Source organism: Streptomyces sp. NPDC051207, from assembly GCF_040682395.1.
Lineage (GTDB): Bacteria > Actinomycetota > Actinomycetes > Streptomycetales > Streptomycetaceae > Streptomyces.
This window is the reverse complement of the sequence record NZ_JBFBAX010000006.1, coordinates 1-22835: the sequence shown is the minus strand read 5'-3', so window position 1 is coordinate 22835 and position 22835 is coordinate 1. Positions and strand designations below refer to the sequence as shown.

Sequence of the window (22835 nt, the reverse complement as noted above, 5' to 3'; positions counted from 1 at the left end):
TCCGTCGGGGCACGCGGCGCCTTACCCCCAAAGGCGCCCGGGTCTCGTACATGCAGTGCACGACCGAAGGACAGACCTCATGGCCGGGTGCACCGGATCGCTCACACTATCCGGCCAGCTCAGCGTCGAGCGACGCCGGTGACACATTCCACTCGCCTACAACCGGGCAATCCGGCGCATTTCTCTGAAACGCGGGTCCGCGGATTGGTACGTGCTTCACTCGCACACGTCCTCGGCGGCCGTGTTCCCGCGGAACGTCGGCGCCGGGGACACCGGCGGGTCGGCCGGTGAGTCGTCGCCCTTCGCGGCGGTGTCCCGGGCGGCCTCCCGGGACACCGCCAGCGGCGCGTCCCTGCGCAACCGCTGGAACAGCCGCTCCGCCGCGGGCTCCACGAGCTGGTCGCGGTTGGTGTCGTAGACGTACGACTCCCTCGGGACGGTAAGGAATTGCACCCGTTCGACGGGGATGGCGCGCAGCCCTCGGACAAGAGCGTACAAACCACGCAGATTTGCCGGCTGCGGGTCGGTCGTCAGCGACGACGTCGCCGCGTCAAGGACGGGATACAGCTTCACCGGATTGAGCAGGACGTCATTGCCCCGCACCTTGTTGACGAGCGCCCCGAGGAAACGCTGCTGCCGCTCCATCCGGTCGGTGTCGCTGCCGTCGCCGAGCGACTTGCGGGCCCGGACGTACCCGAGCGCCTGCTCCCCGTTCAGCGTCACGCGGCCCGCGGGCAGCCGCAGCCGGGCGGCCTTGTCGGTGACGGGCCTCCTGAGGCAGACCTCGACGCCGTCCACCGCGTCCACCATCTCCTTGAAGCCGTGGAAGTCGACGACCACGTGGTGGTCGACGCGAATCCCCGTCAGCCGCTCCACGGTACGGATCGTGCAGGCCGACCCGCCCGCCTGGAAGGCGTAGGCGAACATCGCGAACGCCGGCCCGGTGCGCGATCCGTCCCGGCGCAGACAGCCCGGCACGTCCACCATCAGGTCGCGGGGCAGGGAGACGGCGGTCGCGCTGCGCCGGCCCGCCGCCAGGTGCAGCAGGATCGCGGTGTCCGACCGCGCCGTCCCGGAGTCCCGCCCGTAGCGGGCGTTGCCGTCCCCGGAGCGCGAGTCCGACCCGATCAGCAGGATGTTCCGCGCGTCCTTCACGAGCGCGGTCGGCCGGTCCTGCTCGTACCGGGCGAGCTCCGCCGCGGCCGCCTCGTCCGCCGTGATGTTGCCGTCCAGCTTCGTGTAGACCACCCAGCCGGCCCCGCCCGCGGCGGCGAGCAGCACGGCGACGCCGAGCCCGCCGCGCCACAGCCACCGCCTGCGGCGCAGCCGCGTCAGCCCCCTCCCGCTCGCCGACGCCCCCGGTGCTCCTCCGGTGGCCCGCCGCCCGGGGGGCGGGCCCGCGGTGTCGGTCACGTCTGGTCCACCCCTCACGGCGTACGGGCGTGCGGTGCGTGCTGCTACGACGATGACGCGGATGGGGGGTGCGGGGTGGGTCGGGGTGGGCTGGACGGGTGAGCCGGGGGATGTGGCGCTGCGGTGGTGGGCCGGGGCCGGCGGGCGGTCGTCGTGGCACGGACGGTCGTCGTGGCGCGTGGGGTCGTCGTGGGGGCTGGGGTCGGCGGGCCGTCGTCGCGGCGCGTCGGGTCAGCGGGCGACCGTCGTGACCCGTTCGCTCTCGATCCGCTTGTCGAGGGCGTCCGCGCCCAGCCGCTCCAGGTTCCGGCACAGCACGACGGAGCCGCCGGTGGCCAGCGGCGCGTACAGCCCGGCGTTCAGGCCCTCCCACGTGTCGTACGGCAGCCCGGACAGGATGCGCGAACCCGGCCCCGTCAGCCCGAGCGCCGTCGCCTCCGCCCGCGCCCGTTCCACGACCTCCGCGCCGCTGAACTCCCGTCCCGCCACGATCAGCGCGGGCTCCTCCGGATCGACCGGCGCGTACGGCACGAAGCGGTCGCCCTGCCCCGGCACCTCCACCGCGTAGTCGGCGAAGCCCTCCGGCGGCTGCGGGAAGCGGCCCCCGAGCGGGCGCAGCGCGAGCGCGATCCGCGCACCCGAGCAGGCCCGCGCCGCCTCCAGCGTGTCCGGGCCGCTCACCACGAGGTCGGCCGCGGCCGGCTGTCCGCCGACGTCCGCGAGCACGCCGACCGACGAGCACGCCAGCAGCCACACCGCCGTCTGCCAGTGCGCGGGCAGCAGCAGCGCGACCCGGTCACCCGGTTCGGCGGAGAGTTCGTCCTGGAGGAGGTTGGCGGTCTTGGCCACCCAATTGGCGAAGGTGGCCACGGACAATTCCACGCGCTCGCCCGTGGCGTCGTCGTAGAAGGTCACCAGGGGGCGTCCCGGGTCCGCGGCGAATGCGGAAGCCAGCAGGTCGGCGGGGGTGCGGTCGGTGGCGTTCACCCGGGCAAGCGTACGCGGGCGGCGGGGTGCGCGGGGCGCGGCGGGCGGCGGACCGCACTCGGTGCGCCACCGGTTCGGGGGAATCCGGGGGCGGACGAGCCGACAGTCCGTCAAGTTCCGGATGGACAGATAAGTCTAAGTATGTCCAGGATCAGGAGCATGCGTGGATTCCTTGCTTCCTCGATCGGTGTCACGTGCGCGGCGGCTCTCGCGCTTCCGCTCATCCCGCCCGCCTCCGCAGCGACCGCCAGACCGGCGCCGACCGCGCAGGCGGCCGGGCGCAACGTCCCCGGCAGCACCCAGTCGCTGCCCCTCCAACCCCTCATCCGCGACCGCACCGCCGGCGCCGCCGAACAGGGCCTGCCCCGCCGCGCCGTACGGCACTTCTCGCTCGTCGGCGTCGTCTGGGACGACCCGCGGGCCGAACTGCACGGCCGGGTCCAGGTCCGCACCCGTGCCGCCGGCACCGGCACCTGGTCCGGCTGGCAGGACCTCCAGACGCACAACACCGACCATGCCCCCGACCCGGGCACCGCCGAGTACGCCTCCGGGCGGGTGCGCGGGGCCACGGCGCCGCTGTGGGTGGGGGAGTCGGACGCGGTGGAGGCGCGGGTGCGGGCCGAGGCCGACGGCGCCCGCGGCCTGGGCGACATGGGGCTGCGGCTCGAACTCGTCGACCCCGGCGCGGGCGACCCGCCGACGGGCGCGCCCGCGGACGGCTCGCGCGCCGGTGGCGCACTCGACGCCGGGGCGGACGCGGCCGCCGCCGCCAACGCCGGCCTCGCACCGCACGGCGCCACCGAGATCCCGGCCCTGAGCCGGCGGGAGACCGAGCGGGAACTGCTCCGGTCGACCGAACGGGACCTGCTGGGGCCGACCGAAGGACAGCGGGTGAAGCCGTACATCGGCCCGCGCCCCGCCATCGTCACGCGGCGCGGCTGGGGCGCGGACGAGCGGCTGCGCGAGCGGAAGTTCGTCTACACGAAGAAGGTCAAGGCCGCCTTCGTGCACCACACCGCCTCCGGCAACAACTACCGCTGCTGGCAGGCCCCTTCCCTCATCCGCAGCATCTACCGCTACCACGTCAAGAGCATGGGCTGGCGGGACGTCGGCTACAACTTCCTCATCGACAAGTGCGGGAAGATCTTCGAGGGACGCGCAGGGGGCGTGGCGAGACCGGTCCTGGGCGCCCACACCCTCGGCTTCAACTCCCACAGCATGGGCATCGCCGTCCTGGGCTCCTACGGCTCGTCGAAGCCGCCGTCCTCCGCGGTGCGGGCCATCTCGCAGCTCACCGCGTGGAAGCTCGGGCTGTACGGCATGAATCCGCGCGGCAAGACCTACCTGAAGTCCGGCGGCAGCAACCTCCACCCGAGGGGCAGAGAGGTCCGCCTCAACGTCATCTCCGGCCACCGCGACGGCTTCCTCACGGAATGCCCGGGCCGAAAGCTCTACGGCAAGCTGGACACGGCCCGCTCGACGGCGGCGCGCTACCAGGGACGGTGAGGGCGCCTGCGGCGGGCTTGTGCGGGGTGGGCGTGGGCGCGGCGTGCGGGGGCCCGCTTCAGCCGGGGGGGGGACCCCATCGCTCCAGCGGCACGACTGCCCGCGGAGTGGCGGGCCCAGCTGCCCGTCGCCCCCCTCCCACGCGAGGCGCGCCCACTGAACGGGATTCGGCCGTCGCCCGCCGTCCCGCGCGAGGCGCGCGGGCGGGAGACGTCCGACCGCCGCACCACCACCCGGTGCCGCCGCCCGCGCGGATGCGCGGCACGGCACCCTCCCGCGTGTACGGAACCACCGGGCCGCAGCCGCCCACGCCCGGAAGAACGTATGGGCAGAAGGAGCCACCGGGCCGCAGTAGCCCACGCCCGGAAGGGCGTATGGGCGGAGCGGAGGGGGCCACCGGGCCGCAGTCGCCGATGGCGAGGAGGGGCCGTGTCGGGGGGTGTCCGCCCGCAGCGGTTGGCGCGTCCGCGCCGGTCACTTCACGGCCCACCGATTCCGCGCCGTTCCGAGGACGGACACCCCCCGGCGCGGCCCCGCCCCACCCACCGAGCGAACCGCGCCACCCGCACCCCCACCGAACCCGCACAGGCCGCCGCAGGCACCCCACCCGCACCCGCACCACCCCCGTCCCGCCACAGGGAAGTCGGCAGTTCGAGGGAGGGCGGGCGCGGGCGGCAACCCGACTCACGCCGGCCGCGCAACCCCCGGCGGTCACCGCAACGCCGGGCACCTCGCCAACACCGGTCACCACCACCCCGCCGGCACACCCTCACGCCGGGCCGCGCAACGCCATGACGCTCAGGGCAACGCCGCTCACCGTCACCCCGCCGGCAAACCCACCCGGAACCCTCACAACCCCGCAATATCCCCCACCGGCATCCGCGGCCCCCGCCGCCCCGGCACCCTCCCGCTCAGCAAAATCAACCGCGCCGCCCGATGCCGCTGCCCCGCATACGGAGCCAGCAGCTCCAGCATCACCGCATCGTCGGCCCCCCGATCCCCCGCGAGCGCCCACCCCACGATCCCCGGCAGATGCAGATCCCCCACGGTCACCGCATCCGGCGCCCCATGACTGCGCTGCACCGTCTCCGCCGACGTCCACGGCCCGACCCCCGGCACGACCTCCAGCCGCGCCTGCGCCGCCGCCGGCTCCATCCGCGTCGCCTCCTCCATCCGCGCGGCGACCCGCACCGCCCGCAGGATGGTCGACGCCCGCTTGTTGTCGACCCCGGCCCGGTGCCACTCCCACGACGGGATCAGCGCCCACGTCCGCGGCTCCGGCATGACGTACATCCGCCCCGGCGCAGGCCCCGGCGCCGGCTCCCCGAACTTGCGCACCAGCAGCCGCCACGCCCGGTATGCCTCGACCGTCGTGACCTTCTGCTCCAGAACCGACGGGATCAGCGACTCCAGCACCAGCCCGGTCCGCGTCAGCCGCAGCCCGGGCCGGCGATGCCGCGTCAGCGCCAGCAGCTTGTGCCGCGGCGTGAACAGCGACGGGTCGTCCGCCGCGCCGAGCAGGTCGGGAAGCCCGTCCAGCAGCCACTCCGCTCCCAGCCCCCAGGCCTCCCCGCGGATCTCGTCGCCGTACCGGGTGACCCGTAGCGTCCCCGGCCCGGCCGGTGTCCGGCTGGCCCGCCACACCGAGCCGTCGGGCATCGCGCAGAACGTCGGATCGCCCGGCCCGCGCCGCAGCGGACCGAGGACCAGCCCCAGGTCGAGCGGCCCCTGCGGCGTCCACGTGCGCACCCGCGCCGGCGCCGCCGCCTGCCGCGGCACGCCCCCGGGCACGCCCACATGGCCACCGCGCACGGTCGTACGCGTGGACCGGGGTGCGAAACGTCCTGCCACGGTGGGGTCCCAGGGATACGGAGGTGTCTTACGAGAGTAGGGGTGACAAGGCGCCGCTCGTGCCGCCCACGCGGATTCTCAGCGCACGCTCAGCGCACCTCTATGAAGGCGCCGGCATCCCGCTCCGGGCGCGGCCCCGGTTCCTGCGCGGGGCGCCCCACGGCCACCGCCCCCATCGGGTCCCAGTCGTCCGGCAGGTCCAGCACGCGGCGCACCACGTCCCGGCAGAACATCGTGGACGACACCCAGGCCGAACCGAGCCGCTCCCCGGCGAGCGCGACGAGGAAGTTCTGCACAGCCGCCCCCGCGGCGACGACGAACATCTCCCGCTCGGCGCCGTCCCGGCGCGGGTCGCCGTACGTGTGCGAGCCGTCCATGACCAGGCACGGCACGACGAGGTACGGCGCGTTGCGCAGGACGTCGCCGCGGCGCACCAGCCTGGCGATGGACTCCTCGCTCCGCCCGTCCCGCCGCAAATCCGCGATCCAGGCGTCCCGCATCGCGTCCAGCAGCCGGGTGCGGGAGGCCCGCGACTCCAGGAGGACGAAACGCCACGGCGTCGTGTGGTGCGGGGCGGGTGCCGTCACGGCAGCGGCCACCGCCCGGCGCACCGCGCCCGGGTCCACGGGCTCGTCCATGAACGACCGGACCGTACGCCGCTGGGTCACCGCCTGCCGTACGGCCTCGGACGTGCCGAGGCGGAACATGTCGTCCCGCGCGCCGCGCAGCAGGGCCCGCGCCCCGTCGCCGTCGGCCTGTGCGATCACGTGCGGCAGGCCCCGTACGACGGCGACGGGCAGACCGGCGGCCTTGCCCTTCACGAGGTCGCCCGCGGCGGCGAGTTCGTCGGCCGTGGCGACGACGGTGGCGGTCAGCGGGTTGCCGTACGCGTCCGTGCCGCCGCGCAGGTCGTCGAGGACGCGCATGCCGGCCGCGCCGATCGCCACGTCGGTGAGCCCTGCGCGCCAGGGCCGGCCGGAGGTGTCGGTGACGATCACGCCGACGTCGACACCGAGGGCGTCCCGCAGTCCCGCCCGGATGGCGCGCGCGGAGGCGTCGGGGTCCTCGGGCAGCAGCAAAATCGTGCCGGACGGGGTGTTGGAGGCGTCGACCCCGGCGGCGGCCATGACCAGGCCCTGCCGGTTCTCCACGATGCGCAGCGCGCCGCGCCGGGCGACCACCCGTACCGTCTCGGCGTCGATCGCGGCCTCGCGGTCCGCGGCGCGGACGGTCCGGCCCTCCGCCTTGGACACGATCTTCGAGGTGACGAGCAGGACGTCGCCGTCGGCGAGGCCGGGCTCGGCGGCGGCGATCAGCTTGGCCAGGTCGTCGCCCGCCGTGACCTCGGGGAGCCGGGGCACGGCCCAGACCCGGTAGCCGTCCGCGGGGGTTGCGCTCACGTCGTCCGTACCTCCTCCGCGAGCGCGAGTGCCTCGCGGGCCATCCGCGCCGTCGCGTCGACGTCGGTCATCATCAGCGGCACCGCCCGGCAGCGGATCCCGGCCGCCTCCACGCGCTCGACCACGCCCGCGTCGACCGAGTCGACGAGCCAGCCGTCGAGCAGGCCCGAGCCGTAGTGCTCGGCGACCGCCGCGGCCGTCGCCTCCACGCCGACCGCCGCGAGCACCTTGTCGGCCATGCCGCGCACGGGCGCGTCCCCGACGATCGGGGACAGGCCGACGACCGGCACCCCGGCGTCGGCGATGGCCTCGCGGATGCCGGGCACGGCGAGGATCGTGCCGACGGAGACGACGGGGTTGGAGGGCGGGAAGAGGATCACGTCCGCATCGGAGATGGCCTGGAGCACGCCGGGTGCGGGCTTGGCCTGCTCGGCGCCGACGGGGACGACCGCCTCGGCGGGCACCGAGGCCCGCAGCCGCACCCAGTACTCCTGGAAGTGGATCGCCTTGCGCTCGCCGTCCAGTTCGACCGCGACATGCGTCTCGACCCGGTCGTCGGACATCGGGATGAGCCGGACGCCCGGCTGCCAGCGGTCGCACAGGGCCTCGGTGACGGCGCTCAGCGGGAACCCGGCGCTCAGCATCTGGGTCCGCACGATGTGCGTGGCGAAGTCCCGGTCGCCCAGCCCGAACCACTCGGGTCCGACGCCGTACGCCGCGAGTTCCTCCTTGAGGTGGAAGGTCTCCTCGGCACGGCCCCAGCCCTGCTCCTCGTTGATGCCGCCGCCGAGCGTGTACATCACCGTGTCGAGGTCCGGGCAGACCTTCAGCCCGAAGAGGTGGATGTCGTCGCCGGTGTTGCCGATGACCGTGATGTCGGCGTCCGGCACGGCCCGCTTCAGACCGCGCAGGAACCGGGCACCGCCGATGCCGCCTGCCAGAACCACAATGCGCATGGAAACAGTGTGTCAGCCGCCCGGGCGGCGCGTTGCGGGGTGTGGACAACCACGGGCCGGGCCCTGCGGCGGGCGGGTACGGCGACGCGTCACGCGGTCACGGCGTCCGCCGGCTCGTGCGGTGCGGCGGCCGTGCAGTGGGCCGCGTGCATCGTCATCTCCGTCAGGCCCGGGTGGTACACGTGCAGGCTGACCGCGGGCTCCCACGTGTCGTTGACCACCTCGTGCACATATCCCGGTGCGAACACGCGCTGGGCTCCCGGGCCCCACGCGCGCGTGCCGTGCGCGGTGCGCTCGGTCAGGGTGCCGCCGAGGACGGTCAGCACGCCGGACGAGGGGCCGTGGTCGTGCAGTCCGCTGTCCTGCCCGGGCAGCCAGGACAGCAGCCACACCTCGTAGCCGGGGCCGGTGCGCAGCCGGTGGTACCAGCGTGTGGTCGCGTCGTACCGCACAAGGTGCTCCCACTGGGAGCGGTCGGCGGCGAGGGAGCGCGCCAGGCCGGCGAACTCGGCGACGGTGGCCGGGTGCTCGCGCGGGGGCTGCAGCAGGTGCGGGACTTCGAGGATGTCGCCGGCGATCTGGAGGTCGCTGTCGCTGTTCATGGATGCGGTGGTCCTCGGCGGAGAGGGGCGGAGAAAGGCGGGGAGGGAGGAACAGCGCCGAGTCGCGTGGACTGGGCGTCAGCCGGAGCGCGTGAGGCTCAACAGCCGGGACAGCAACAGCGAGCGCGGGCAGCACCGAGGGACCCGGCGGTGCGGGTCGAGGTGAGTGCCAAGTTCGCGAGCATGCCCACAAGGACAGCGGCTCACACCTTCACTGTCAACTCGGCGCCGCTATGTGGGACCGGGTTCACCCAATTCGGTTCAGGTGCGTGGGGAAAGGTTTGTTCAGGCGTCTGCCGGGACACATGGCGTCCATCCGGGCGCGCGTGCGCCGTGGTGATCCCGTGATCCGCAGGTGGTCCGGTTCGCTTCGCCGCCGTCGTCGGAACGAGATCGAACAACTGGGCGTCATTCTCCGTAGAGGTCTGTGCGGAGGGGGCGCCCTTCCGGGGTCTCGTCTGCGTGTCAAGGTTTATGCCGATTTGAACACTTTCCGCATGGCCTTGGTTCCGCAGAGTGAATAAGGGGTCCAATAGCAGATCTCGGCTTGACTCGCCCGGATCAGCACACTTGTAATTTCACTCGTGTCGTTCAGCCGGAATCGGTAACGACCGGATCACGGGGACGCGAAAGACGGACGAGGGGCGCACATGACCGAGACGGTGCAGCAACTGCTGGTCGACGACGCGGACGAGGAACTCGGCTGGCAGGAGCGCGCACTGTGCGCCCAGACCGACCCCGAGTCCTTCTTCCCCGAGAAGGGCGGCTCCACCAGAGAGGCAAAAAAGGTCTGCCTCGCCTGCGAGGTCCGCTCCGAGTGCCTCGAGTACGCCCTCGCGAACGACGAGCGCTTCGGCATCTGGGGCGGGCTGTCCGAGCGCGAACGCCGCCGGCTCAAGAAGGCCGCCGTCTGAACGGCGCCACGCGCCCGGCGGTCGCGGACACTTACGGACAATCATGGCGAACGGCCCGTCGCGGGTGGGTTATCCACAGGCGGCGGGCCGCCCTGCTGCCCAGCCGATAGTGTGGTCGCTCGTCCGAGACGCCCCGTCGCCCCCTCGGGGCACAGGCGTCCACCGCAGTCCACCGAACCGGGGCCCGTACCTCGATGTCCGTGCACAGCCACCCGGCAGCCCGGCAAGACACCGCTGCTGCCGCCCCTGAGTTTCCGCGTCATGTGGTGACCGCGGTCCTCGTCTCCCACGACGGCGCCCGCTGGCTGCCCGACGCGCTCTCCGCGCTGCTCGGCCAGGAGCGCCCCGTGCAGTACGCCATGGCGGCCGACACCGGCAGCGCGGACGACTCCGCGCAGCTCCTCACCGACGCCCTCGGCCCCGACCGCGTCCTGCACCTCGCCCGCCGCACCGGCTTCGGCCAGGCCGTCGAGGAGGCCCACCGCACCGCGCCCCACCTCACCCCGGACGAGTTGCCGTACCTGCGCCGCCCCAGTGGCTGGGACCCCGTCACGCGCACGTGGCGCGACGACGCCTACGACATGCCGGACCTCCCCCACGGCGAGCCCGTCCAGTGGCTCTGGCTCCTGCACGACGACTGCGCCCCCGAACCGGACGCCCTGGCCCACCTGCTGCGCGTCGTGGAGAACGAGTACGAGCTCGGCCGCACCGACGTCGCCGTCGTCGGCCCCAAGCTCCGCGGCTGGTACGACCGCAGGCAGCTCCTCGAAGTCGGCGTCACCATCGCCAACTCCGGCCGCCGCTGGACCGGCCTGGACCGCCGCGAACAGGACCAGGGCCAGCACGACCACGTCCGGCCCGTGCTGTCGGTGTCCACCGCAGGCATGCTCGTCCGCCGCGACGTCTTCGACCGGCTCGGCGGCTTCGACCGGCGCCTGCCCCTCATGCGGGACGACGTCGACCTGTGCTGGCGCGCCCACGCCGCGGGCCACCGCGTCCTCGTCGCACCCGAAGCGGTCGTCCGGCACGCCGAGGCCGCCTCCCGCGAGCGCCGCGCCGTCGACTGCGTCGGCCGCACCGCCGCCTCCCCGCACAAGGTCGACAAGGCCGGCGCCGCCTACACCCTCCTCGTCAACACCCCCACGGCCGCGCTGCCCTGGGTGCTGCTGCGCCTGGTGCTCGGCACCTTCCTGAGGACCCTCGCCTACCTCGTCGGCAAGGTCCCCGGGCAGGCACTCGACGAGATCCGCGGCCTCATGGGCACCCTGCTGCGGCCCGAGCGGATCATCGCCGCCCGGCGCGACCGCGGCCGCCCCCAGGTCGACCGGGCCGAGATGCGCGCCCTGTTCCCGCCGCCCGGCGCGACCGTCCGCGTCACCGTCGAGCAGGTCGCGGGCAACCTCGTCGGCCGCTCCGACCCCGAGGCCACCACCGGCGCCGGACGGCACGGCGGCGCCACCGAGTCCGGGCCCGGCGGTGACGACGCCGACTTCCTCCAGGTCGAGCAGTTCGCCCGCCTCAAGCGCATCGCCCGCAAGCCCGGCCCAGTGCTCTTCCTGGCACTGCTGTTCATCTCGCTCGTCGCCTGCCGGCAACTCCTCGGCGGCGGCGCGCTCGCGGGCGGCGCGCTGCTGCCCGCCCCGGCCGAAGCGGGCGAGCTGTGGTCCCGCTACGTGGACTCCTGGCACGCCGTCGGCGCGGGCGGCACCACCTCCGCACCGCCCTACCTCGCCGTCGTGGCGATGCTGGCGTCCCTGCTGTTCGGCTCCACCGGGCTCGCCGTCACCGCCCTGCTGGTCGCCTCCGTGCCGCTGGCCGGCCTCACCGCCTACTTCGCCTCCCGCCCGCTCGTCGAGTCCCGGCTGCTGCGCGCGTGGGCGGCCGTCGCCTACGCCTTCCTGCCCGCCGCGACCGGCGCGCTCGCCGGGGGCCGCATCGGCACCGCCGTCCTCGCCGTCCTGCTGCCGCTCCTCGCCCGCGCGGGCATCGCGGCAGGCGGCCTCGCACACGCCTCGGGCGCCCGCGGCAGCTGGCGCGCCACCTGGGCGTACGCCCTGCTGCTGACGATCACCACCGCGTTCACGCCGATCGTGTGGCCCGTCGCGCTGCTCCTCGGCATCGGCCTGCTCGCCCTGCGCCGGACCGACATCACGGCTTACGCGCTGCGCTTCGTCGCCCAGCTCGGCACACCGCTGCTGGTGCTCGCCCCGTGGTCGCTGTCGCTGCTGCCGACCGGCTTCTTCCGGGAGGCCGGCCTGGAGTACGGCGCCTCGGCCGCCTCCGCGGTCGACCTGCTCGGCATGAGCCCGGGCGGCCCCGGCACGATCGGCGGACCGCTGCTCATCGGCATCGTGCTCGCCGCGCTGGCCGCCCTGCTGCGCTCCGAGCGGCAGCTGGGCATCCGGACCGCCTGGGCCGTCGCCCTGACCGGCTTCGTCTTCGCGGCCCTGTCGAACCGCTCCGCCTGGGCCGGTCCCGCCACTCTGGTCTACGGCATCGCCCTGCTGTCCGCCGCCGCCCTCGGCGCCGACGGGGCACGCTCGCGTGTCGCCGAGCAGAGCTTCGGCTGGCGCCAGCCGGTGGCCGCGCTGATCGCGTTCGCCTGCGCCGCGGGCCCGCTGCTCGCCGCCGCCGGCTGGATGATCCGCGGCGCCGACGGGCCGCTGCAGCGGCGCGACCCGGTGCAGGTGCCCGCGTTCGTCGCCGAGGAGAGCGGCACGCGCGACCAGGCCCGCACCCTCGTCCTCGACAGCGACTCCGGCGGCCACGTCGGGTACGTGCTGGTGCGCGGCTCCGGTGCCCGCCTCGGCGACGCCGAGATCGCCGCGGCCGACGGCGAGAACAGCAGGCTCGACAAGGTCGTCGCCAACCTCGTCGCCGGTTCCGGCGCCGACCAGGCCGACCAGCTCGGCGGCTTCGCCGTGCGCTACGTCCTCGTCCACCCGGGCGCCCCCCGCCAGGTCAGCCGCATCCTGGACGCCACGCCCGGCCTGAGCCGGCTGAGCCAGCAGGACGGCGGCGCCCTGTGGCGCGTCGACCGGCAGGTCTCCCGCGCGGCGATCGTCCCCGCGCCGGGCTCCCGTTCGGCCGAGCCGCAGCCGGTGGCCGCGGGCCCCGTCGAGATCCACACCACGATCCCGGCCGGTTCCCAGGGCCGCGTCCTGCGTCTCGCCGACACCGCCGCCGAGGGCTGGACGGCCACCCTGGACGGCAGGCCGCTCACCCCCACCACCGTCGACGGCTGGGCCCAGGGCTTCGAGATGCCCGCCTCCGGCGGCAGACTGGACGTCACCTACGACGACTCGTTCGGCCACACCGCGTGGCTGTGGACGCAGGGTGCCCTCGCCGTCGTCCTCGTCGTCCTCGCCCTGCCGGGGCGCCGCCGGGACATCGACGACGACCTGCCCGACGAACCGGCCGTCCCCGCACAGCCCGTCGAGGGCGAGGGCCGCCGGGCCCGCAGGCTGCGCGCGCAGGCGGAGGCCGAGGAGGCTGCCCGCGGCACCCAGGACCCGCCCCGGGAAAGCGACGTGCCGCCCCCGCCGCAGCAGGCACCGGTACCGCAGCAGCAGCCCTACGGGGAGTGGGACGCCGGCACCTACCCGGGCACCGGGTACGACGGCTACGGCGGCCACCAGGCCGGCCAGTACCAGGGCGACCAGCAGTACGCCGGGTACGGCCAGGGCCACCAGGACCCCTACCAGGGCGGCCAGTACGACCCGTACGGGTACGGCGACCCGGCCCGGCAAGGGACCCGGCAGGGCACGTACGAGCGGCCGTACCAGCAGGGCTACGACCAGGGCTACGACCCGGCGTACGACCCCGGTCAGCAGCCGCCGCACGGCACCGGCAGTGAGCGTCCCGACGGGAGCCAGCAGTGAACCGCACGACCCTGTCCCTGATCGCCGGCGCGACCGCGCTGGCCGTCGTCACCGGATTCGCCGCGCTCACCGCACCCGACGCGTCCGGCACGGACACCGCCACCAGGGCGGCGTCCCACCTGCCCGTGGAGCGTACGAGCCTGCTGTGCCCGGCGCCGAGCACCTCCGACCTCGCCGAGACGTCGTACACGTCCTTCACGCCCGTCACGAAGGGCGCCGGCAGCGGCGGCAGGGCGGAACTGCGCCCGGCCGTCCCGGAGCCGGACGGCGAGGACGGCACCGGCAAGGACGAGAGCGTGGCGCGGCCCGGCAAGCCCGTGCTGAAGCCCGCCGAGCCCGGCAGGCCGGTGACCGGGGAGACCTCAGGGGGCGACGCGCCCGCGCTGGTCGGCACGGCCGAGGGACGGTACGCGCCCGGCTGGACCGTGCAGGAGACCACGGAGGTCGCCGCCGGCACGGGCCGCGGCCTGCATGGCGTGAACTGCACCGCCCCGGACACCGAGTTCTGGTTCCCGGGCGCCGGCACGGCGGCCGACCGCACCGACTACGTGCACTTGACCAACCCGGACGACTCTGCCGCCGTCGTGGACATCGAGCTGTACGGGAAGGACGGGGCGCTCAAGTCCGAGGTGGGGGAGGGCATCACGGTCAAGCCGCACGCGAGCGAGCGGATCCTGCTGTCCACGCTGACCGACGCCGAGCAGACCGACCTCACCGTGCACGTGAGCGTGCGCAGCGGCCGGGTCGGCGCCGCCGTGCAGGCCCTCGACGACAAGCTGGGCGGCGACTGGCTGGCGGCGGCCACGGACCCGGCGGGCAGTCTCGTGCTGCCGGGCCTGCCGAAGGACGCCAAAGCGGTGCGGCTGGTGCTGTTCACGCCCGGTGACACGGACGCCGACCTGAAGGTGCGGCTGGCCGCGCCGTCCGGGCTGATCACCCCGGCCGGACACGAGACGGTGCACGTGAAGGCGGGCATGACGACCGCCGTCGACCTGGGCGACGTCACGCGCGGCGAGGCGGGCTCCCTGGTGCTGACGCCGACGGACCGTTCCGTACCGGTGGTGGCGGCGGCGCGGGTGGTGCGCGGCAAGGCCGGCGAGGAGGAGACGGCGTTCGTCCCGGCGACGAGCCCGGTGGGCACGCGCGCGACGTCCGTGGGCAACACCGCCAAGGGCACCACGCTGTCGCTGACCGCGCCCGGCGGGACGGTGAGGGTCAAGGTCACGGCGTCGGCGGGCAGCGAGGGCGGTACGGCGGCGACGAAGACGTTCACGATCAGGGCCGGCACCACGCAGAACGTCGAGGCGCCGGTGCCGAGCGGCGCCAAGGGCAGCTACGCCCTGACGGTCGAGCCGGAGCCGGGCGGCTCGGCGGTCTACGCGGCGCGCCTGCTCACGGCGGGCGGGGACGTGCCGGGCTTCACCGTGCAGACGCTCCCCGACGACCGGGGCACGGTGGCGGTACCGGACGCGGACGAGGACCTGGCGGTGCTCCAGCGCTAGCCAGGGGCCAGTCACGGGGCCCCGCGCGGACGGCCCCGGCCCGGCCCTCGCCATAGCGCAGGTGCTTCAGCGCCGGCCACAGGCACGCCGCGCGGGACGGTTCCGGCTCAGTCCTCGCCGTAGCGCGGGTCCACCGTCTCCGGGGTCAGTCCCAGCAGGTCGGCGACCTGCTCGACGACCACCTCGTGCACCAGCGCGGCCCGCTCGTCGCGCCCCTTGGTGCGGATCTCGACGGGCCGCCGGTAGACCACCACGCGCGCGGGGCGGCCGTCCCGCGCCGGGACGGTACCGCCCAGCGGGACCGCCTCGTCGTTCCAGACCTGGCCGGGACCGTCGAGGCGCGGCACCTCCATGACGAGGAAATCGATGTCGGCGAGCTGCGGCCACCGCCGCTCCAGGCGCTCCACGGAGTCCTGCACCAGATCGGCGAACACCTCGGCGCGGCTGGCGGCGAGGGGCACCTGGGGCGGTGCGATCGGGCCACGCATGCCCCTGCCGTGGCGATCACGGCGGCGAGGCCCGCGGCCGGCGGCACGGGGAGTCACGGGGTTGTCCATCACTGGTGAAGGGTAGTCCCCGCCGGGCCCGGGCGCCCGGACCCGCGCGTCATCCGGCCGCCCGGCAGGGAGCGACCCAGGATGAACGTTCCGGCCAAGGTTGGCTCGAATCCATGTCCCTCCGGGACCGCCGCACTCTTGGCGAATGACGGGGTTTGTGCCGACTGGTCACCGGCGTCCGGACGGAACGGTGTCACGGACGCCGATGTCCGTGCAGGTCAACGGGGTTGGGCAGATGGGGTGTGTGGGGCGTTTCACACCACGACACGGTGAAGTGAGCTGGCAGAGAGTCGTCGCGGCCCGCTCAAGAGTGCGGTACCGTCCAACGTCGTGAGCCCTGTACGTCGCTGTTCGCGCACCGCATGCGGCCGACCTGCCGTCGCGACGCTGACGTACGTCTACGCCGACTCGACCGCGGTCCTCGGCCCGCTCGCCACTTACGCCGAACCCCACTGCTACGACCTGTGCGCCGAGCACTCCGAGCGCCTCACCGCCCCGCGCGGCTGGGAGGTCGTCCGGCTCCTCGACGGTTCGGCCCCGGCCAGGCCCAGCGGAGACGACCTGGAAGCGCTGGCCAACGCCGTGCGGGAGGCCGCGCGCCCGCAGGAGCGGGTCGCCGAGGCCGGCGGCGGACGGTCGGCCGACCCGATGGAGGTCGCCCGCCGCGGTCACCTGCGGGTCCTGCGGTCGCCCGACAACTGACCCGTGCTCCACCGCGCCGACCGGGCCCGGGACCGCTTCCGGACGTCCCCTGTGGGTACGCACGCGGGATTGTCAGTCCGTACGGGTAGTTTGTGGTGACCGACGGGACTTTCGGAAGGGTTGGCCGTGGCTGCTGATCTGTCGCAGATCGTGAAGGCGTACGACGTACGCGGTGTCGTCCCCGACCAGTGGGACGAGCCCCTGGCCGAACTCTTCGGCGCGGCGTTCGCCCAGGTCACCGGCGCGACAGCGATCGTGACGGGGCACGACATGCGCCCCTCCTCGCCGGGTCTGTCGCGTGCCTTCGCGCGCGGCGCGGCGGCACGGGGAGCCGACGTCACCGAGATCGGCCTGTGCTCGACCGACCAGCTCTACTACGCCTCGGGCGTGCTGGGCCTGCCGGGCGCGATGTTCACCGCCTCGCACAATCCGGCGCGGTACAACGGCATCAAGATGTGCCGCGCCGGGGCCGCGCCGGTCGGCCAGGACACCGGCCTCGCCGAGATCCGCGAACTGGTCGAGGCCTGGAGCGAGTCCGGCGCCCCGGAGCCGGCCGCCGAGCCGGGCACGATCACGCGGCGCGACACGTTGGACGACTACGCGGCCCACCTGCGCTCCCTGGTCGACCTCACCGCCATCCGCCCCCTGAAGGCCGTGGTCGACGCGGGCAACGGCATGGGCGGGCACACCGTCCCGACGGTCCTCGGCGGCCTGCCCGTCGAACTCGTGCCGATGTACTTCGAGCTGGACGGCACCTTCCCCAACCACGAGGCCAACCCCCTCGACCCGGCCAACCTGGTCGACCTGCAACAGCGCGTCCGCGCGGAGGGCGCCGACCTCGGCCTCGCCTTCGACGGCGACGCCGACCGCTGCTTCGTCGTGGACGAGCGCGGCGAGCCCGTCCCCCCGTCGGCGATCACGGCGCTGGTGGCCGCCCGCGAGCTGGCCCGCAACGGCGGCAGGGGCACGGTCATCCACAACCTGATCACCTCCTGGTCGGTCCCGGAGGTCGTCCGGGAGCACGGCGGCACGCCGGTACGCACGCGCGTGGGCCACTCCTTCATCAAGGCCGAAATGGCCCGCACCGGCGCGATCTTCGGCGGCGAGCACTCCGCGCACTACTACTTCCGCGACTTCTGGAACGCCGACACGGGCATGCTGGCCGCCCTCCACGTGCTCGCCGCCCTCGGCGGCCAGGACGGCCCGCTGTCCGGCCTCGTCGCCCAGTACGACCGCTACGCCGGATCCGGCGAGATCAACTCCGCCGTCGACGACCAGCGGGCCCGGCTCGCCGCGATCAGAACCGAGTACGCGGACCGCGAGGACATCACCCTGGACGAACTGGACGGCCTGACCGTCACCGCCACCGACTGGTGGTTCAACGTCCGCCCGTCCAACACCGAGCCGCTCCTGCGCCTGAACGTGGAAGCGAGAGACGAGACGATGATGACCAAGGTGCGCGACGAGGCCCTGGCCATCATCAGAGGCTGACGGTCCGGGGCGACGACGCCCGGGCCAAGACCTTCGGACCCCGCTCGCCGCGCGCCCGGGCCAAGGCCCTGCGGCCCCACTCGCCGTACCCCGCACCCGGCCCGACCGGCGGTACCCTGACCAGCACATCCGCAGACCCACCCGCCCCGAAGGGACATCCCATGCCGCTCGAAGCCGGCCTCCTGGAGATCCTCGCCTGCCCCGCCTGCCACGCCCCCCTCAAGGAGCAGGACACCGAGCTGATCTGCACCGGCCAGGACTGCGGCCTGGCCTACCCCGTCCGCGACGGCATCCCCGTCCTGCTCGTCGACGAGGCCCGCCGCCCCGCGTAATCGATGTCCCGGCGATCGGAGGCTGCCGCCCATGCTTGACGAATCGCTGCTCGACAGCCCGCAAGGGCTTGCCGACGCCGACCATCGCGGACTGCTCCGCGGCGCCGCCGAGGCCGGCGCCCGGGTCCGCACCGCCGCCCGGCACGCCGCCGAGGCAGGCATCAACGACCTCAAGCCCGACGGCCGGCCCCGCGCCGTCCTCATCGCGGGACCAGGCGCCGCCGCGACCCAGGCCGCCGACCTGCTCGGCACCCTCGCCGGCGCCGGAAGCCCCGTCACGCGCCTGGCGCCCACCGGCGTCGCACCCGCCGCGGGCGCCCTGCGCTGGGAACTGCCCGGCTGGGCCGGCTCCGTCGACCTGCTGCTGATCGCCACCCCGGACGGCACCGAGCCCGGCCTGGGCCTGCTCGCCGAGCAGGCCTACCGCCGCGGCTGCACCGTCGTCGCCGTCGCCCCGGCCGGCACCCCGCTCGCCGAATCGGTGAACGGCTCGCACGGCCTGTTCGTCCCGATGGCGACCGCCCCCTACGACCAGGAAGAACCCCTCGCCGCGTCCGCGCCCGGCGTCCTGTGGGCCCTGCTCACGCCACTCCTCGCCCTGCTGGACCGCACCGGCCTGCTCGCCTCGCCGCGCGACGCCCTCGACAAGGTCGCCGACCGCCTCGACCTCGTCGCCGAGCGCTGCGGGCCCGCCATCGCCGCGTACAGCAACCCCGCCAAGACCCTCGCCGCCGAGCTCGCCGACGCGCTCCCGCTGGTCTGGACCGAGGGCACTTCGGCGGGCCCCGCCGGACGCCGCTTCGCCTCCGCGCTCGCCGAACTGTCCGGCGTACCCGCGGTCGTCGCCGAACTGCCCGAGGCGCTCGCCGCGCACAGCGCCCTGCTCGCCGGTCCCCTGGCCGCCAGCGCCGACCCCGGCGACTTCTTCCGCGACCGCGTCGAGGAGCCGCCCGCCCTGCACGCACGCGTGGTGCTGCTCCGCGACCGCCCGATCGGCGGCCTCACCGCCGCCCCGGCCGCCCGCGACCTGGCCCTCAGCCACGACACGCCGATCAGCGAGCTGGAACCGGAGGAAGGCGGGGAGCTGGAGACCCTCGCCGAACTGATCGCCGTCACGGATTTCGCCGCCGTTTACCTGGCGCTCGCTTCGAGGGTCTGACCTTGCCCACGACGCCCCGGCCGCCGTACACGCGGTGAACCGGCGCCGTACGCACCCGCACGCACAGAGAACCGGCAGAGAGAACCCATGGACCGCCTCGACAACACCGTCCGCCCCTACGCCTGGGGATCCACCACCGCGATCCCCGCACTGCTCGGCGTCGAGCCGACCGGCCAACCGCAGGCCGAGATGTGGATGGGCGCCCACCCCGGCGCGCCGTCGCGCACCGCGCGCGGCACCCTGCTCGAGGTCATCGAGGCCGCCCCGGAACGCGAACTGGGCGCCGGGACCGTGGCGAAGTTCGGCCCGCGCCTGCCGTTCCTGCTGAAGATCCTCGCCGCCGGCGCCCCGCTCTCCCTCCAGGTGCACCCCGACCTCACGCAGGCGAGGGCAGGCTACGAGGACGAGGAGCGCCGCGGCGTCCCCGTCTCCGCCCCGCACCGCAACTACAAGGACGCCAACCACAAGCCCGAACTGATCTGCGCCCTCACCGAGTTCGACGGCCTGTGCGGCTTCCGCGCCCCGGCCGAGGCCGCCGCCCTGCTCGACGCCCTCGGTGTCGGCTCCCTCAAGCCGTACGTCGACCTGCTGCGCGCCCACCCCGAGGAGGCCGCGCTGCGCGAGGTGCTGACCGCGATCCTCGGCGCCGACCGCGAGGAGATGGCCGGCACGGTCGCTGAGGCCGCAGCGGCCTGCGACCGCCTCGCCGGCGACCACGCCCCCTACGCCGGCATCGCCCACCACTACCCGGGCGACCCCGGCGTCATCGCCGCGATGCTCCTCAACCACGTCCGGCTCCAGCCCGGCGAGGCCCTGTTCCTCGGCGCCGGCATCCCGCACGCCTACCTCAGCGGACTCGGCGTCGAGATCATGGCCAACTCCGACAACGTCCTGCGCTGCGGCCTGACCCCCAAGCACGTCGACGTCCCCGAACTCCTGCGCGTCGTCCGCTTCGAGGCCGCCGACCCCGGCGTCCTGCGCCCCGAGGCCTCCCCGGAGGGCGAGGAGGTCTACGAGACCCCGGTCGACGAGTTCCGGCTGTCCCGCTACGTCCTCCCGGAGGGCGGCGCTGCCCGCGAACTCACCCTCGCCGCCCCGCAGATCCTGCTGTGCACGGCGGGTACCGTGCGGGCCGGGGAACACGAACTGACGCCGGGCCACTCCGTGTTCGTACCGGCGGGCGAAAAGGCCGAAGTGTCCGGGGCCGGTACGGTCTTCCGGGCCACCGTGGTGGTCTGAGCGGGACCGGTGGGCGGCCCGGCGCGCCGGCGCCGGGCCGTGCTGCAACAATGGCCCACCGGCAAAGGACGGGCAAAAGCCTGGACTGCGTAACGTACGAAAGCGAAGGGACAACGCGAACACATGAGCGCGTCAGGCGGCACCAAGGCGATCGTTGCGGCACTCGTCGCCAATCTCGCGATCGCGGTAGCGAAGTTCGTGGCGTTCCTCTTCAGCGGATCGTCGTCGATGCTCGCGGAGTCCGTGCACTCGCTCGCCGACTCCGGCAACCAGGGCCTGCTGCTGGTCGGCGGCAAGCGCGCCAAGCGCGAGGCCACCCCGCAGCACCCCTTCGGCTACGGCCGTGAGCGCTACATCTACGCGTTCCTGGTCTCCATCGTGCTCTTCTCGGTCGGCGGCATGTTCGCCCTGTACGAGGGCTACGAGAAGATCAAGCACCCGCACGAGCTGGACAACTGGTACTGGCCGGTCGGCGTCCTCGTCTTCGCGATCATCGCCGAGACGTTCTCCTTCCGCACCGCCATCCAGGAGTCCAACGCCCTGCGCGGCAAGCGCTCCTGGAAGGAGTTCGTCCGCCACTCCAAGGCGCCCGAGCTGCCCGTCGTCCTGCTGGAGGACCTCGGCGCGCTCGTCGGCCTGATCCTCGCCCTCGTCGGCGTCAGCCTCGCCCTGGCCACCGGCAACGGCGTCTGGGACGGCATCGGCACCCTGTGCATCGGCGTGCTGCTCATCCTGATCGCGCTCGTGCTGGCCGTCGAGACCAAGTCGCTGCTGCTCGGCGAGGCCGCCGGACTGGACGAGGTCAGGAAGATCGAGGCCGCGGTCGTCGACGGCACCACCGTCACCGACATCATCCACATGCGCACGCTCCACCTCGGCCCCGAGGAACTGCTGGTCGCCGCCAAGATCGCCGTGGGCCACGACGACACGGCCGCCAAGATCGCCGCCGCCATCAACGCCGCCGAGGCCCGCATCCGCGAAGCCGTGCCGATCGCCCGCGTGATCTACCTCGAGCCCGACATCTTCAGCGAGACCGAGGCCGCCAAGGGCCCCGACCGCGAGGCCAGCCCGGGCGGCCCCACCCCGCACGACACCGCCCACTGAGTCCCCGAGACTCTCCCCGCAGGGGCCCGCCGACCCGCTCGGCGGGCCCCTGCGGCCGTCACCGCGGCGGAAGGGCCGGCCCCTGTGACGGTCTGTCGCCCACGCCGTTCACGATCCGTGAACGGCGTGATGTGTTCGAAGGCGGGCTGGGGCAGCCCGGGCCGACCGGTGTAGCTTGGGAGTGAGCCAGACGTCGCTGCTGATGGCGGTCGGGCGGCCCCCTTGCGGGCCGGCCGAGGGAGAGAGGGCCTCCGACGGACTGCGCTGCGCGTACGCGGGCATCCCTGGTGTCCTCTTCGGGGCACCCCTGTGTCCGCCGCCGCGCAGATCAGCCGTACCCACCTCGCCCCAACCCGAGGAGCAGCTCGCAATGACGACTGTCGACAACCGACAGGACTTCAAGGTCGCCGACCTTTCCCTGGCCGAGTTCGGCCGTAAGGAGATCACCCTCGCCGAGCACGAGATGCCGGGCCTGATGGCGATCCGCAAGGAGTACGCCGAGGCCCAGCCCCTCAAGGGCGCCCGCGTCACGGGCTCCCTGCACATGACGGTGCAGACCGCCGTCCTCATCGAAACGCTGGTCGCCCTCGGCGCCCGCGTCCGCTGGGCGTCCTGCAACATCTTCTCCACCCAGGACCACGCGGCCGCCGCCGTCGCCGTCGGCCCGAACGGCACGCCGGACAACCCGCAGGGCGTCCCGGTCTTCGCCTGGAAGGGCGAGACCCTGGAGGAGTACTGGTGGTGCACCGAGCAGGCGCTGACCTGGCCGGACAGCCCCACCGGCGGCCCGAACATGATCCTGGACGACGGCGGCGACGCCACCCTCCTCGTCCACAAGGGCGTCGAGTACGAGAAGGACGGCAAGGTCCCCTCGCCCGACACCGCCGAGTCCGACGAGCACCGCGTCATCCTCGAACTGCTGACCCGCACCCTGGGCGAGAACCCCCAGAAGTGGACCCAGCTGGCCTCCGAGATCCGTGGCGTGACGGAGGAGACCACGACCGGTGTCCACCGCCTGTACGAGATGCAGCGCGACGGCGTTCTCCTCTTCCCGGCGATCAACGTGAACGACGCCGTGACGAAGTCGAAGTTCGACAACAAGTACGGCTGCCGGCACTCGCTGATCGACGGCATCAACCGGGCGACCGACACCCTGATCGGCGGCAAGACCGCGGTGGTGTGCGGTTACGGCGACGTGGGCAAGGGCTGCGCGGAGTCGCTGCGCGGTCAGGGCGCCCG

General features: G+C 73.9%; 18 protein-coding genes. 11 read left to right on the top strand and 7 right to left on the bottom strand.

The features are described from left to right. Positions 1 to 216 precede the first annotated feature (216 nt). Complete coding sequence (locus AB0M97_RS08295) at positions 217 to 1413, bottom strand: LCP family protein (protein WP_365959942.1); 1197 nt, start codon at positions 1411 to 1413, stop codon at positions 217 to 219. Positions 1414 to 1644: 231 nt separating this feature from the next. Next, positions 1645 to 2400: a TIGR03089 family protein gene (locus AB0M97_RS08290; protein ID WP_365959941.1), complete on the bottom strand. Its 756-nt coding sequence runs from the start codon at positions 2398 to 2400 to the stop codon at positions 1645 to 1647. A 159-nt stretch (positions 2401 to 2559) separates the two neighbouring features. Between AB0M97_RS08290 and AB0M97_RS08285 the strand changes: the two genes are divergently transcribed. Then, positions 2560 to 3906: a peptidoglycan recognition protein gene (locus tag AB0M97_RS08285; protein WP_365959940.1), complete on the top strand. Its 1347-nt coding sequence runs from the start codon at positions 2560 to 2562 to the stop codon at positions 3904 to 3906. Between the two features lie 849 nt (positions 3907 to 4755). Here the strand turns inward: AB0M97_RS08285 and AB0M97_RS08280 are convergent. The 4 genes from AB0M97_RS08280 to AB0M97_RS08265 form a co-directional block, all read right to left on the bottom strand. Further along, the gene (locus tag AB0M97_RS08280; protein WP_365959939.1) at positions 4756 to 5757 is read right to left on the bottom strand and encodes a DNA-3-methyladenine glycosylase 2 family protein; all 1002 of its coding nucleotides are present in this window, start codon (positions 5755 to 5757) and stop codon (positions 4756 to 4758) included. Positions 5758 to 5846: 89 nt separating this feature from the next. After that, positions 5847 to 7157, bottom strand: a complete 1311-nt coding sequence (locus AB0M97_RS08275) for a coenzyme F420-0:L-glutamate ligase (RefSeq protein ID WP_365959938.1) — start codon at positions 7155 to 7157, stop codon at positions 5847 to 5849. Next, a complete protein-coding gene (cofD, locus tag AB0M97_RS08270) occupies positions 7154 to 8113 on the bottom strand; it encodes a 2-phospho-L-lactate transferase (RefSeq protein WP_365959937.1) in 960 nt (319 codons plus the stop codon). Before cofD ends, AB0M97_RS08275 begins: the two co-directional genes overlap by 4 nt. A gap of 89 nt (positions 8114 to 8202) precedes the next feature. After that, positions 8203 to 8715, bottom strand: a complete 513-nt coding sequence (locus tag AB0M97_RS08265; RefSeq protein ID WP_365959936.1) for a cysteine dioxygenase family protein — start codon at positions 8713 to 8715, stop codon at positions 8203 to 8205. 650 nt (positions 8716 to 9365) lie between these two features. Here AB0M97_RS08265 and AB0M97_RS08260 point away from each other — a divergent pair. The 3 genes from AB0M97_RS08260 (at position 9366) to AB0M97_RS08250 (ending at position 15012) form a co-directional block, all read left to right on the top strand. Further along, complete coding sequence (locus tag AB0M97_RS08260; RefSeq protein WP_010034659.1) at positions 9366 to 9629, top strand: WhiB family transcriptional regulator; 264 nt, start codon at positions 9366 to 9368, stop codon at positions 9627 to 9629. A gap of 194 nt (positions 9630 to 9823) precedes the next feature. After that, complete coding sequence (locus AB0M97_RS08255) at positions 9824 to 13510, top strand: glycosyltransferase family 2 protein (RefSeq protein WP_365959935.1); 3687 nt, start codon at positions 9824 to 9826, stop codon at positions 13508 to 13510. After that, entirely contained in the window at positions 13507 to 15012 is a 1506-nt protein-coding gene (locus AB0M97_RS08250; RefSeq protein ID WP_365959934.1) for a DUF5719 family protein, read from the top strand. Before AB0M97_RS08255 ends, AB0M97_RS08250 begins: the two co-directional genes overlap by 4 nt. A 107-nt stretch (positions 15013 to 15119) precedes the next feature. On the opposite strand, the gene AB0M97_RS08245 is transcribed toward AB0M97_RS08250, so the two are convergent. Continuing rightward, a complete protein-coding gene (locus AB0M97_RS08245) occupies positions 15120 to 15569 on the bottom strand; it encodes a metallopeptidase family protein (protein ID WP_365960137.1) in 450 nt (149 codons plus the stop codon). 330 nt (positions 15570 to 15899) lie between these two features. On the opposite strand from AB0M97_RS08245, the gene AB0M97_RS08240 reads away from it, so the two are divergent. The 7 genes from AB0M97_RS08240 to AB0M97_RS08210 all read left to right on the top strand — a co-directional run. Beyond that, positions 15900 to 16271 (top strand): DUF3499 domain-containing protein, encoded by a 372-nt coding sequence (locus AB0M97_RS08240; protein WP_279551061.1) that lies wholly within the window; start codon positions 15900 to 15902, stop codon positions 16269 to 16271. Positions 16272 to 16397: 126 nt separating this feature from the next. Beyond that, positions 16398 to 17762, top strand: coding sequence for a phosphomannomutase/phosphoglucomutase (locus tag AB0M97_RS08235; RefSeq protein WP_365959933.1), 1365 nt, complete (start codon positions 16398 to 16400; stop codon positions 17760 to 17762). A gap of 161 nt (positions 17763 to 17923) precedes the next feature. Further along, complete coding sequence (locus tag AB0M97_RS08230; protein WP_007382472.1) at positions 17924 to 18094, top strand: Trm112 family protein; 171 nt, start codon at positions 17924 to 17926, stop codon at positions 18092 to 18094. Between the two features lie 31 nt (positions 18095 to 18125). Continuing rightward, positions 18126 to 19253, top strand: a complete 1128-nt coding sequence (locus AB0M97_RS08225; protein WP_365959932.1) for an SIS domain-containing protein — start codon at positions 18126 to 18128, stop codon at positions 19251 to 19253. 87 nt (positions 19254 to 19340) lie between these two features. Continuing rightward, positions 19341 to 20492, top strand: coding sequence for a mannose-6-phosphate isomerase, class I (gene manA / locus AB0M97_RS08220; protein ID WP_365959931.1), 1152 nt, complete (start codon positions 19341 to 19343; stop codon positions 20490 to 20492). 123 nt (positions 20493 to 20615) lie between these two features. Continuing rightward, entirely contained in the window at positions 20616 to 21596 is a 981-nt protein-coding gene (locus AB0M97_RS08215; RefSeq protein WP_365959930.1) for a cation diffusion facilitator family transporter, read from the top strand. 370 nt (positions 21597 to 21966) lie between these two features. Beyond that, positions 21967 to 22835, top strand: an 869-nt coding sequence (locus AB0M97_RS08210) for an adenosylhomocysteinase (RefSeq protein WP_365959929.1), incomplete at its 3' end; no start/stop codon positions are given.

Coding starts and splice junctions, on each gene's coding strand:
- AB0M97_RS08265 (WP_365959936.1), bottom strand. CDS start 8,715: ATGAACAGCGACAGCGACCTCCAGATCGCCGGCGACATCCTCGAAGTC.
- AB0M97_RS08215 (WP_365959930.1), top strand. CDS start 20,616: ATGAGCGCGTCAGGCGGCACCAAGGCGATCGTTGCGGCACTCGTCGCC.
- AB0M97_RS08285 (WP_365959940.1), top strand. CDS start 2,560: ATGCGTGGATTCCTTGCTTCCTCGATCGGTGTCACGTGCGCGGCGGCT.
- AB0M97_RS08245 (WP_365960137.1), bottom strand. CDS start 15,569: ATGGACAACCCCGTGACTCCCCGTGCCGCCGGCCGCGGGCCTCGCCGC.
- AB0M97_RS08225 (WP_365959932.1), top strand. CDS start 18,126: ATGCTTGACGAATCGCTGCTCGACAGCCCGCAAGGGCTTGCCGACGCC.
- AB0M97_RS08230 (WP_007382472.1), top strand. CDS start 17,924: ATGCCGCTCGAAGCCGGCCTCCTGGAGATCCTCGCCTGCCCCGCCTGC.
- manA (WP_365959931.1), top strand. CDS start 19,341: ATGGACCGCCTCGACAACACCGTCCGCCCCTACGCCTGGGGATCCACC.
- cofD (WP_365959937.1), bottom strand. CDS start 8,113: ATGCGCATTGTGGTTCTGGCAGGCGGCATCGGCGGTGCCCGGTTCCTG.
- AB0M97_RS08255 (WP_365959935.1), top strand. CDS start 9,824: ATGTCCGTGCACAGCCACCCGGCAGCCCGGCAAGACACCGCTGCTGCC.
- AB0M97_RS08260 (WP_010034659.1), top strand. CDS start 9,366: ATGACCGAGACGGTGCAGCAACTGCTGGTCGACGACGCGGACGAGGAA.